The sequence below is a fragment of the Paenalcaligenes sp. genome (genome assembly GCF_030152715.1).
GTDB classification, from domain to species: Bacteria; Pseudomonadota; Gammaproteobacteria; order Burkholderiales; family Burkholderiaceae_B; genus Paenalcaligenes; species Paenalcaligenes hermetiae.
In genome coordinates, this window is record NZ_JASLIX010000019.1 from 1 (window position 1) to 11,650 (window position 11,650).

The 11,650-nt window shown below is 47.0% G+C and carries 10 protein-coding genes and 1 pseudogene; 3 read left to right on the top strand and 8 right to left on the bottom strand.

The annotated features are described in order from the left end of the window. Positions 1 to 234 (top strand): annotated as a pseudogene (locus Q1V74_RS01085) (argininosuccinate lyase); the annotation flags it as partial. Between the two features lie 64 nt (positions 235 to 298). On the opposite strand, the gene sucD reads toward Q1V74_RS01085, so the two are convergent. The 4 genes from sucD to metE all read right to left on the bottom strand — a co-directional run bounded on the left by sucD (position 299) and on the right by metE (position 5,483). Next, entirely contained in the window at positions 299 to 1,180 is an 882-nt protein-coding gene (gene sucD / locus Q1V74_RS01090) for a succinate--CoA ligase subunit alpha (protein ID WP_260649768.1), read from the bottom strand. Between the two features lie 18 nt (positions 1,181 to 1,198). Further along, positions 1,199 to 2,359, bottom strand: a complete 1,161-nt coding sequence (gene sucC / locus Q1V74_RS01095; protein ID WP_260649767.1) for an ADP-forming succinate--CoA ligase subunit beta — start codon at positions 2,357 to 2,359, stop codon at positions 1,199 to 1,201. A 73-nt stretch (positions 2,360 to 2,432) separates the two neighbouring features. Continuing rightward, positions 2,433 to 2,993: a DUF2889 domain-containing protein gene (locus tag Q1V74_RS01100; protein WP_300646677.1), complete on the bottom strand. Its 561-nt coding sequence runs from the start codon at positions 2,991 to 2,993 to the stop codon at positions 2,433 to 2,435. A 192-nt stretch (positions 2,994 to 3,185) separates the two neighbouring features. Then, complete coding sequence (metE, locus tag Q1V74_RS01105) at positions 3,186 to 5,483, bottom strand: 5-methyltetrahydropteroyltriglutamate--homocysteine S-methyltransferase (protein ID WP_300646678.1); 2,298 nt, start codon at positions 5,481 to 5,483, stop codon at positions 3,186 to 3,188. A gap of 129 nt (positions 5,484 to 5,612) precedes the next feature. Here metE and Q1V74_RS01110 point away from each other — a divergent pair, with 129 nt between their 5' ends. Further along, a complete protein-coding gene (locus Q1V74_RS01110) occupies positions 5,613 to 6,530 on the top strand; it encodes a LysR family transcriptional regulator (RefSeq protein WP_260649763.1) in 918 nt (305 codons plus the stop codon). On the opposite strand, the gene recX is transcribed toward Q1V74_RS01110, so the two are convergent. After that, complete coding sequence (gene recX, locus Q1V74_RS01115) at positions 6,504 to 7,037, bottom strand: recombination regulator RecX (RefSeq protein WP_300646680.1); 534 nt, start codon at positions 7,035 to 7,037, stop codon at positions 6,504 to 6,506. The genes Q1V74_RS01110 and recX overlap by 27 nt on opposite strands. Positions 7,038 to 7,040: 3 nt before the next feature. Beyond that, a complete protein-coding gene (gene recA / locus Q1V74_RS01120; RefSeq protein WP_300646681.1) occupies positions 7,041 to 8,123 on the bottom strand; it encodes a recombinase RecA in 1,083 nt (360 codons plus the stop codon). Between the two features lie 253 nt (positions 8,124 to 8,376). On the opposite strand from recA, the gene Q1V74_RS01125 reads away from it, so the two are divergent. Beyond that, positions 8,377 to 9,273 carry a recombination-associated protein RdgC gene (locus Q1V74_RS01125; protein WP_300646682.1) on the top strand — a complete coding sequence of 299 codons (897 nt, stop codon included), beginning with the start codon at positions 8,377 to 8,379 and terminating at the stop codon, positions 9,271 to 9,273. Here the strand turns inward: Q1V74_RS01125 and Q1V74_RS01130 are convergent. Further along, entirely contained in the window at positions 9,270 to 9,959 is a 690-nt protein-coding gene (locus tag Q1V74_RS01130; RefSeq protein ID WP_300646683.1) for a Crp/Fnr family transcriptional regulator, read from the bottom strand. The genes Q1V74_RS01125 and Q1V74_RS01130 overlap by 4 nt on opposite strands. 12 nt (positions 9,960 to 9,971) lie before the next feature. Next, positions 9,972 to 11,375, bottom strand: a complete 1,404-nt coding sequence (hemN, locus tag Q1V74_RS01135) for an oxygen-independent coproporphyrinogen III oxidase (RefSeq protein ID WP_300646684.1) — start codon at positions 11,373 to 11,375, stop codon at positions 9,972 to 9,974. Positions 11,376 to 11,650 lie beyond the last annotated feature (275 nt).

Genomic DNA, 11,650 nt, shown 5'->3' on the forward strand with positions numbered 1-11,650 from the left:
CCATTTCGTGATGCTCACGAAACCGTTGCCCTGGCTGTGCGCGAGTGCGAACAAAAAGGCTGCGATTTAGCCGATTTAAGCCTAGAAGCATTACAAGCTTTTCACCCTTCTATCGAAAATGATGTTTTTGATGTGCTTACCCTAGAGGGTTCAGTAGCAGCACGCAACCACATCGGGGGCACGGCACCAGAACGGGTTCGTATCGAAGCACAACGCTTGTTAGAGCAAAACTAACTTTCTTGTCATCCAAGCAAAAAGCCCAGCGTATATACGCTGGGCTTTTTGCTAGCTCGTCAAATTACAAAATAGATTTAAGTAATTTGCCCATTTCTGATGGATCACGTGTGGTTTTAATACCGCACTCTTCCATCACTGCTAATTTCGCATCGGCCGTGTCTTCGCCACCGGAAATCAACGCCCCCGCATGACCCATGCGCTTTCCTGCTGGAGCTGTCACACCCGCAATAAAGCCCACAATCGGTTTAGTCATGTTGTCTTTGGCCCAACGAGCTGCATTTACCTCATCTGGACCACCGATTTCACCAATCATGATGACCGCATCCGTATCCGGATCATCATTAAACATTTTCAGCACATCAATATGCTTCAAACCATTAATGGGGTCGCCACCAATACCAACCGCAGCGGACTGGCCCAAGCCAAGCTCTGTCAGTTGAGCAACAGCCTCATAAGTTAATGTACCAGAGCGGCTCACCACACCAATACGACCCTTACGATGGATATGACCCGGCATAATCCCGATTTTCAACTCATCAGGAACAATCAAACCAGGGCAGTTTGGTCCAAGCAGTAACGTTTTCTTGTTCTCTGCACGCATGCGATTGCGTACTTCGAGCATGTCGCGCACCGGAATCCCTTCAGTAATACAAATTACTAAATCCAAATCCGCGTCCACGGCTTCCCAGATAGCATCCGCAGCACCAGCAGGAGGAACATAAATGACCGAAACGGTCGCACCGGTTTCTGCTTTGGCTTCTTTAACGGTGGCGTAAATAGGTACCCCTTCAAAGTCTTCACCAGCACGACGAGGGTTTACGCCCGCTACAAAAGCTTCCATCCCGTTACCATACTCACGGCACATACGTGTATGGAACTGACCGGTTTTACCTGTAATACCTTGTGTAATGACCTTGGTATCTTTATTAATTAGAATTGACATGAAATAAATCCTTTCCGGTTATTTGGCAGCCGCCACAACTTTGGTTGCTGCTTCGGCCATGGTGTCAGCACTAATGATAGGTAAACCAGACTCGGCCAACATTTTCTTACCTTGCTCTTCGTTGGTTCCTTTCATACGTACCACAAGAGGCACATCTAAGTTCACCGCCTTGCACGCTGCGATTACCCCTTCGGCAATCACATCACAGCGCATAATACCGCCAAAAATATTCACTAAAATGGCTTTCACATCATCGTTTTTCAACATGATTTTAAAAGCTTCAGTCACTTTTTCTGCGGTAGCACCACCACCAACGTCCAAGAAGTTTGCAGGCTCACCACCAAATAGCTTAATGGTATCCATGGTTGCCATCGCCAAACCAGCGCCGTTCACCAAACAACCGATATTGCCATCCAGTTGGATATAGGCCAAATCAAATTTGCTGGCCTCTACTTCTGCAGGATCTTCTTCGTCTAAGTCACGGTACTCAAGGATTTCAGGCTGACGGAACAGTGCGTTCGTATCAAAGTTGAATTTTGCATCCAACGCCATGATGTCGCCCGAGCCAGTCAAAATCAATGGGTTGATTTCAGCCAACGAAGCATCGGTATCCCAGTAAGCCTGATACAGTTTTTTGAACTGATCGGCTGCTTGTGCTTGCGAAGCCTCAGGAATACCAATCCCTGCTGCAAGACCCATGGCTTCTTCGGTAGTTAGGCCCGTAGCTGGATCCACAAAAACCTTGAGAATTTTCTCAGGATGAGTGGCCGCTACCTCTTCGATTTCCATACCACCTTCGGCAGAGGCCATCACGCATACGCGCTGCGACTCACGATCCGTCACAATACCTACGTAGTATTCTTTTTTAATATCCGCGCCGTCTTCAATAAGCAAACGACGTACTTTTTGTCCCTCGGGACCGGTTTGGTGTGTGACCAGCTGCATCCCAAGAATTTCGTTAGCGAGTTGCTTAACCTCGTCCATTGAGCGAGCTAATTTCACCCCGCCACCCATACCACGACCGCCGGCATGAATTTGCGCTTTAACAACCCAAACTGGGCCCCCTAGCTTTTCGGCCGCAGCAACTGCTTCATCGACGGAAAATGCAGGAATGCCTTCTGGCACCGCTACACCGTACTTTCTTAACAGTGCTTTGCCCTGATATTCATGAATTTTCATTTAGTACCTGTCAGTCTAAGAACACATTAAAAAAATTGCTCATTTGCTGCGTTGCAACAAACAAGCAAAAACACTACGTATCGGGCTTCTCGTACCACTTAGGATAGTAAACCCGAACAATATCACCATCTGCACGTAAGGCATGACACCCATCAATATGAAATGGGCGTTTATCCTGCTGCTGTGTTGTTGCCTTGATTCGATTCAAGCGAGTAGCAATCCCCTGCACCGCAGCAGTAGGCAAGACATTCGTAAGTTCTGTCATATGCGTACAACCATATCGCCCCGCCAAACGCGCACGCACATCGTGCCTAAATCCACGTAAGAGATTTAGACCGATCAATTGCCGATAGTCATCAGCGATAGTGGCACAGATTTTATAAGGCGCCGCTTCGTATTGAACCGCGGCATCTACAATGGTGTAACTGTCGTCGATAGTAATGCGCAACAGCATATGGTGAACCGGCTGCCCTGCGGGATGTACCCCACCTTCGAATAGGGGAAAATCATACGATTTGGTGTCAACCAAGACAGCATCTAGATCCCACAGACCATCCTCTCGCTCAAATACCTCTACGGTCACAGCCCGTTTATGTAAAGGCGAGCGTTTCACTGATGTGGTTGACAGAGACATACAGAAAACACCTAAGCAAAGACAAACAACAAAAACCAGTTAAGTATAACGCACCTACCCCCTAAGGCTGCAATTTTCCTCACTTTTGTCAGCAATATGTCAGCCTATAGAGTGAATTCCACAAAAAAACCCCTTTTCCATGACCATATCATGGCTAAGGGGCATAATAAGCTTTAACCCTATAGCTTTAGGCTATAAGTGTTGGCGTAAATAACGTGCAGCGGCAACCATTTCTAGCAAAGCCGCCTGGGTTTCAGGCCAACCTCGCGTTTTTAAGCCGCAATCAGGATTCACCCATAATCGCTCTGCAGGGAGCTTTTGTGCAGCTTTTTGCATTAAGCTAACCATCCACTCTTGCTGTGGAATATTAGGCGAGTGAATATCATACACGCCAGGGCCAATGTCATTCGGGTAATGAAAGTCTTCAAACGCCTCTAACAACTCCATATTAGAGCGTGAGGTTTCAATCGTAATGACATCCGCATCCATGGCCGCAATGGCTTGCATGATGTCATTAAACTCGGAATAACACATATGAGTGTGAATCTGCGTACTATCTTTTACTCCACTAGTGCTAAGGCGGAAGCAATCCACTGCCCATTGCAAATAGGCCTCCCAGTCAGCACGGCGCAGCGGCAGCCCTTCTCGAATTGCAGGCTCATCAATTTGAATAACTTGTATCCCCGCTGCCTCTAAATCTAATACCTCATCACGCAAAGCCAACGCTAACTGCTGGCATGTCTCTTTGCGAGGCTGATCATCACGCACAAAAGACCATTGCAGCATTGTCACCGGACCAGTCAACATCCCTTTTACTGGCAGCGTTGTTAGAGATTGTGCATAAGCCGACCAAGCCACCGTCATAGGCGCGGGACGTAACACATCACCAAAAATAATCGGAGGTTTGACACAACGCGAACCATAGCTTTGCACCCAACCATTTTGAGTAAAAGCAAAACCAGCAAGCAGTTCACCAAAATACTCAACCATGTCATTACGTTCTGCCTCGCCATGCACCAACACATCGATGCCTATTTCCTCTTGGAAGCGAATGACGCGCTCAATCTCTGCTTGGATGGCTTTTTCATACGCCGCATCGCTCACATTCCCCTCTCGCCAATCGCGTCGTAACTGACGTATTTCTTTGGTTTGTGGAAAAGACCCAATAGTTGTAGTGGGAAAAGCCGACAAATTTAAATGTTTTCGTTGCACGTGAATACGCTCAGCAAAAGGCGTACGAGTACGTGAGATCTGATCTATTTTTTTCAGCTTCGCTCGCAGCTCAGGGTTATGCGTACGTGCTGAATGTGCGCGACTTTGCAAAGCAGATCTCTGTGCAAGCAGATATTTCTGATCTGCGTCCGAAACCGTCCCCTCTAAAAGCGCAGTCAATAAGCGCAACTCTTCCAGTTTCTGCACAGCAAAAGACAGCCAGCTTTTTAATTCTTCATCTAGACCCGTTTCACTGCTTACATCCACCGGCACATGCAACAACGAACAAGAAGGAGCGATCCAAAGTCGCGATCCGAGCTGCGCACGCACCACTTGTAATTGGCGACTTAACGCATCCAGGTCTGAACGCCAAATATTACGCCCATCAATCGCCCCTACTGACAGCACCTGATCTGCCCCTAAGGCTTCTACTACAGCGTTTAGCTGTTGAGGTGCGCGCACAATATCAATATGCCAACCAGCGACAGGAAGCTGTTTTACCGTATCAATATGATGCGCAATACTTTCAAAATAAGTCGCCACCAGTAATTTAACAGGGCTTTGTGCTAGCTGCTCATAAGCAGTCGCATAGGCTTGTAACCAAGCAGGAGGTAAGTCCAGTACTAAAGCCGGCTCATCCACTTGCACCCACTCCACTCCCTGGGCTGCTAAGCGTTCGAGTATTTCTATATACACCGTAAGCAAAGCAGGTAATAGCTGTAATTTAGCCACATCCCCCGCCCCCTCACTAAAACTATCCCCTTTTGATAACCACAACCATGTTAATGGTCCTGGAATCACAGGTTTAACCTCAAACCCGGCTTGCTGAGCTTCAGCCACCTGATCAAATAAACTTTCGCGTGCAAGATAAAAAGACTGATTCGCCTCTAACTCTGGCACAATGTAGTGATAATTCGTATCAAACCACTTCGTCATCTCGCAAGCGGCTGCAGGCTGCCCTTGAGGGGCTCGACCACGCGCCATCCGAAATAACGTATCCAAATCCACACTGCTTCCGACTGGATGCTGAAACCGTGCCGGCACCACCCCTAAGGTTGTGGTCCACTCTAAAATGTGGTCATACCAGGCAAAATCACCCACTGGTACCCATTTAACCCCAGCCTCGTGTTGCAGCTGCCAATGTGCTTGGCGTAGTCGTGCGCCTTCTTGTTGCAAAGCTTCTTGCGACAGCTCTTGATTCCAATATGCCTCTACCGCTTTTTTTAGTTCGCGCTGTTTACCAATGCGCGGAAAACCCAGATTATGAAAAACAGTCATATACCTAAACCCCATAAGCAAATAAGGAAAATGCAATTAAGCAAACCATACTTACTATTGTCTAGGATATATGCCAAAATAAAAAATCAAATCCCACAAACACTATATGAATAAAACTCAACTAAAATCATGCTTGAAATTCGTCATCTTGAAACGCTGAGCGCTATTCGTGCCACCGGAAGCCTCCAAGAGGCGGCTGAAACCTTGCACGTCACCCAATCCGCTTTATCACATCAGCTACGCGACCTAGAGGTCCGACTCAAATTACAACTGTTAAACCGACGCACACGCCCAGCGCGCCTAACAACAGCAGCTTTGCGCATTTTGGCCCTTGCCGACGAGGTACTACCTAAAATTCGGGCAACAGAACGCGAACTACAACGCTTAGCGGCTGGTCGTACAGGTCGGCTTTATTTAGCCATAGATTGCCACTCTTGTTTCCAATGGCTCATGCCCACCTTGGATCAGTTTCGTGCCGATTGGCCTGACGTTAGCCTAGATCTTTCTGCCGCTTTTTCTTTTGCACCATTGCCCGCGCTATTACGCGGTGACTTAGACATGGTGATCACCTCTGACCCTCAACCTCTGGCTGGAATCGACTACACCCCTTTATTTCGCTACGAGCTCGTGTTGGTGATGGCTGCCAAACACCCTTTAGCCACGTATGCTTATATTGAACCAGAGCAGTTAGCAGATCAAACACTTATTACTTATCCCGTAGAAAAACAACGCTTAGATATTTTCACCCAGTTTTTAGATCCCGCCGACATCGAACCCGCGGAAATCCGCAAAGCAGAACTAACTCCCATCATTATGCAACTGGTCGCCAGTTTACGAGGTGTTGCCAGCCTTCCTAATTGGGCTTTAGCTGAATATCAACAAAACCCGTGGCTACGCACGGCCAAATTGGGAGAAAATGGAATTTGGCGCACACTCTATGCAGCCAAACGGAGTGAAGATAGCGATGCAGACTATATGGTGGCGTTTTTAGAACAAGCCCAACAGACATGTTTTCAGCACTTAAAAGGAATCGTTAAAGCGCTCTAAGATACGGCGTAACACCTCCGATCCAAATCCACGGTTTGCCATAAAACGGTATTGTTTTGCATAGGCTTTTTGATCGGTGGGCGCTTGGCCAAATTTCCGTTCCCAGATGTCATAAGCTCGCTCAAACTCCGTTTCTTTTAGGTCAGTCTGTGCCGCTTGAATATGGTTTTCATCTACACCATGTTGACGCAATTCTTGCAATAAGCGATACGTGCCAAATTTATTGGCGCGTCGATTAAGATGACTACGCACAAAGCGCTCATCGGATTGCCAATTTTGTTGCGCAAGCTCATCGAGCAAGCTATCTACCTGATCTGGATCCTCGGCGTGGCGTAATAGCTTGCGCCGTAACTCCACACGAGAATGCTCGCGCCTAGAAAGCAGGTCGATCGCACGGGCTTTCAGTGAGGGACCTGCTTTTTTCGGTGCAGGTGACGGAGTTTGAGCAGAGGTGATTTCCAGCTGCTCAAAGTTCTCGTCATCCTGAAAAAACTCCCAATCAGACATATATTATTTTTCGTCTTCCGCCGCCTTTGCTTCAGGGGTAGAAGCTACTGGAGCTTCTACGGGCTCCAGCAATGTAATGCCATGATGGGCTCGTACTTTGTTTTCAATATCACGCGCCATATGAGGATGCTCTTTAAGGTATTCGCGTGCATTGTCTTTGCCTTGGCCAATGCGTGTGCCCTCGTAGCTATACCAAGCACCTGCTTTGTCCACAATACCCGCCTGTACCCCTAGGTCAATGATCTCGCCTTCACGTGAGATGCCGCCCCCATACATAATATCGAATTCAGCCTGTTTAAAAGGTGGAGCCACTTTGTTTTTAACGACTTTAACCCGCGTTTCGTTACCAACCACCTCATCGCCACGCTTAATTGAACCAATACGGCGAATATCCAAGCGCACAGAAGAGTAAAATTTTAGCGCGTTTCCACCAGTAGTGGTTTCAGGGCTGCCAAACATCACCCCAATTTTCATGCGAATTTGGTTGATAAATATCACCATGCAATTAGCACGTTTAATTGTTGCAGTAAGCTTACGCAATGCTTGGCTCATGAGGCGAGCTTGCAAGCCCGGTAGCGAATCACCCATATCACCTTCGATTTCGGCTTTGGGGGTTAAAGCGGCTACCGAGTCTACGACAATTAAGTCCACCGAACCGGAACGCACCAGTGCATCTGTAATCTCTAGCGCTTGCTCGCCCGTATCGGGTTGGGAAATAAGCAAATCATTTAAATTTACACCAAGCTTGGCGGCATACTGAACATCTAACGCATGCTCAGCATCCACAAAAGCACATGTACCACCTAGCTTTTGCATCTCTGCGATGACTTCAAGCGTCAGGGTGGTTTTACCTGAGGATTCGGGGCCATAGATTTCAATGACCCGACCCCGAGGTAGACCTCCCACCCCTAAAGCGATGTCTAAACCTAAAGAGCCAGTGGAACAAACTTGAATATCATGCTCAACCTGATTGTCCCCGTAGCGCATGACGGAGCCTTTGCCAAACTGTTTTTCAATTTGAGACAGTGCAGCAGCTAAGGCTTTTTCGCGTTCGGCAGCAATGGCTTTATTGCGCTTATCATCCATGTAAATGTCCTTTAGAGTTAGGGGCATGCCCCATTCCAGTAAAAACCTATTATACTGTATAAATATACAGATATCTACTTTCTATGCCTACATGTTGGCATAGATACGATTCATTTTGCACCCTAAGCTTAGCGCATTTACATTATTTTATCTGTACGCATTATTCACCATAGGTAAAAAGTACCACCCCTTACCCGTCACTTGGCATTTATGCGTACAATGCTTTTTTATTCTTAAATTTTCTTGCAGCATTATGTGGTTTAAAAATTTACGCTTTTTTCGCCTCCATCCTGACTGGGATGCCGAGCACATTGACGACGCTATTGCTAGCCAAGCCTTTACTCCCGGTAGTAGCCAAGACCCTGTCAGCATAGGTTGGGCACCCGTACAAGAAAACGCAGATTTAGTACATCGCGTTAATGGGCAAATCCTTCTTTGTGTTAAAGCAGAAAAAAAACTGCTGCCAACCACTGTAGTTAATCAAATTGCTCGTGCCCGCGCCAAAGATAAAGAGGCAGAACAAGGCTATAAAGTAGGCCGCAAGCAAATGAAAGAACTCAAAGAGGATCTTATTACTGAACTTCTGCCACGTGCTTTCAGCATAGAAAGGCTAACTCACGTCTGGATCGATCCTGAAAACCGCTGGTTGGCTGTGGATGCTGCCGCTGCTGCGACTGCCGATGAGGTTATGGGCTTATTAGCCAAAACATTTACCCTTTTTCCTGCTTTACCCGTTTATACCGAACTAGCCCCTACCACAGCCATGACTGGCTGGCTCGCTCAAGCCGAGGCCCCCTATCCATTTAGCATTGATCAAGATGCAGAGCTGCGCGCCAGCGGAGACAGCAGAGCGGTGATTCGTTATGCCCGTCACAGTCTAGACAACGAGGAAATCCGACATCATATTTCTCAAGGTAAACAGTGCACCCGTCTTGCACTGACGTGGGCCGACAAAATCTCTTTTGTACTTAGCGATGGCTTAGAGATCAAACGCTTAGCAGCAACGGATTTATTAACTTCAACACAAGACCCCCATTACGAGGACGAAGCGCAAGCCTTTGATGCGGCCTTTTTCCTCATGTGCAGTGAGCTAAATCATTTATTACAAGAACTACTAAATGCCCTGGGTGGCGAAAAGGCTGAAGCCTAACGATGATATTCGCAGAGGCCATCGACATCTAAAAACATAATATGACGCCCGTCCACCGCTATAAAACCGCGGCTGGACAGGTCATGCAATATGCGCGAAAAATGCTCAGGGGTTAAATTTAGTGCTGCCGCAATTTGCGCTTTAGAACAATGCAGCGTCGTTTTCACCCCATTTTTCAAAGGCAAATCCCCAAGCAGGTAACAAATAACGCGCTGAGTGCCTGAATGCAAATTCGCTGTTAACACATCCCCCAACAGCTGATGCAAACGCTCACTCAGTGTCGCCAATAAATGTCGCATTAAAGCCGGCTGTTGCGCTAAATAACCAAAAAATGCCTCAGCAGTAATCTTTAGCACTCGCACCGAATCCAGTGCCATGGCATCTACGCGATAAACACTGTTCATTAATAGGTAAGCGTCTCCGGCACTCTCACCTGCTTTAAGGCAATTGAACACCTTTACCTTGCCTGCTGGTGAGCGCATTTGTAACTGCACCTGACCACTATCTATAACATAAAAAGCGTCACAGTGACCCCCACGCTTAAACAAAAACTGCCCTGACTCAAATTGCAAAAATTCCGACTGAGCAAAAAGCTGTTTTAATGCATCTGGGCTCCAACCTTGAAATAAAGGATGTGCCGCCAACCGTTTAGGTGAAAGTAAAAGCGCTTCAGACATCAAGGACATGATGACCCCTAGTTAAATCAAACGTGAATAGGTAGCTGCTGTCGCCTGAGTCAGGTAGGCATCAAATACCATACTAATGGCGCGTACAAATAATCGCCCCTTAGCAGTGATCTGAATATGATGTGCGTCGGCCTGTATTAAACCCGCTTCCTGATAGGGTGCTAAAACGGCACGTTCTGCGGCAAAATGCTCAGCCACATCCAATTGATAGCGTTGACTAAGCGAGGCAAAATCCACACGCATGCTACACATTAAAGTCATGATAATTTCGGCACGAAGCTCATCCTCAGCACTCATCACCAACCCTCTAAATGTTGCCAACTGGCCTGCCTCAATGGCTGAGCGATAAGATTTGAGCGAGCGCTGATTCTGTACATGCGTACCACCGACCTTACCAATTGCCGATACCCCTAGACCAATCAAATCACTTTGTGCTCGTGTTGTATAACCTTGGAAGTTACGATGTAAGCTTCCATCTAAGCGAGCTTGGCTCAACTCGTCTTCAGGTAAGGCAAAATGATCTAAACCAATGTACTCATAGCCCGCGTCCAATAAACGCTGGGCCGCCATCAAAAAAATCGCCAATCGTTCATCAGCTGAAGGTAATAAGTCGGCATTAATCAAACGCTGTGCTTTAAAACGCTGTGGTAAGTGGGCATAGTTATAAAGAGCAATACGGTCTGGTCGCAAAGATAATAGCGCTTCAACTGTTTGTGCAAACGTCTCTTGTGTTTGATTGGGTAACCCGTAAATCAAGTCCGTATTAATTGACTCAAACCCAGCAGCTCGACTTGCCGCCATGGCCATTTCTACCATTTCTAAGGGTTGAACGCGATTAATCGCTTGCTGAACCAGAGGATGAAAATCTTGCACCCCAAAGCTCGTACGATTAAACCCCAGCTCTGCTAGGTAAGAAAGAGTCTCAGCATTTACCGTACGCGGGTCAATCTCGATACCTAGCTCTGCGCTAGGTTCGAAATGAAACTGCTGCTGAATCCCCTGCATTAGCCGTTTAAGCTCTTCAGCGGGTAAAAAAGTCGGTGTGCCTCCACCCAAGTGCAGCTGTCCTGTTAAACGCTGCTCACCCAAATAAGGCGCTAGCAGTTGTAATTCCTGTAAAACCGTATCAACATAATGGCGCGAACGACTTTGATCCTGAGTAATTATTTTATTACAGGCACAAAAATAACAAAGTGAAGCGCAAAAAGGCAGGTGAACATATAACGAATACGGGGGCGGGCTGACAAATTGCTGACGATGAGTTAAAGCCGTTATATAATGATCCGAGCTAAAGTCGTCTTGAAAGCGATCTGCGGTAGGGTACGAAGTATAACGTGGTCCCGAACGATCAAAACGTCGAATCAATTCCTCTGAAATCTGTACCGTATCAAGAGGTTCGGCTATTTCACCCATCATAAAACTCCAAATGCCTATAAAAAACGATTTTCTGTTTCCTATTATGACGTTTTTTAACTTTCCGCCTCTTGATATAGGTCAAGCCCACTTTTGCTGCCAGCCTCCGCTTTACGCTTTTTTTGTCATTACTCATGACAAACACCGTATGATTGACGTCTAAACTCCACTTTCTTACCGAGAGCCTGATGTACTTGCTCATAATTTTGGCCTTACCCTTTGTTGGCAGCCTAATTTCCTCACTACTTCCCGCCTCTCAACGAAAACTTCACGCCCTG

What these genes read in the sequence shown, in the direction of transcription:
- sucD (WP_260649768.1), bottom strand. Translation starts at nt 1,180, where the DNA reads ATGTCAATTCTAATTAATAAAGATACCAAGGTCATTACACAAGGTATT.
- sucC (WP_260649767.1), bottom strand. Translation starts at nt 2,359, where the DNA reads ATGAAAATTCATGAATATCAGGGCAAAGCACTGTTAAGAAAGTACGGT.
- Q1V74_RS01100 (WP_300646677.1), bottom strand. Translation starts at nt 2,993, where the DNA reads ATGTCTCTGTCAACCACATCAGTGAAACGCTCGCCTTTACATAAACGG.
- metE (WP_300646678.1), bottom strand. Translation starts at nt 5,483, where the DNA reads ATGACTGTTTTTCATAATCTGGGTTTTCCGCGCATTGGTAAACAGCGC.
- Q1V74_RS01110 (WP_260649763.1), top strand. Translation starts at nt 5,613, where the DNA reads ATGCTTGAAATTCGTCATCTTGAAACGCTGAGCGCTATTCGTGCCACC.
- recX (WP_300646680.1), bottom strand. Translation starts at nt 7,037, where the DNA reads ATGTCTGATTGGGAGTTTTTTCAGGATGACGAGAACTTTGAGCAGCTG.
- recA (WP_300646681.1), bottom strand. Translation starts at nt 8,123, where the DNA reads ATGGATGATAAGCGCAATAAAGCCATTGCTGCCGAACGCGAAAAAGCC.
- Q1V74_RS01125 (WP_300646682.1), top strand. Translation starts at nt 8,377, where the DNA reads ATGTGGTTTAAAAATTTACGCTTTTTTCGCCTCCATCCTGACTGGGAT.
- Q1V74_RS01130 (WP_300646683.1), bottom strand. Translation starts at nt 9,959, where the DNA reads ATGTCCTTGATGTCTGAAGCGCTTTTACTTTCACCTAAACGGTTGGCG.
- hemN (WP_300646684.1), bottom strand. Translation starts at nt 11,375, where the DNA reads ATGATGGGTGAAATAGCCGAACCTCTTGATACGGTACAGATTTCAGAG.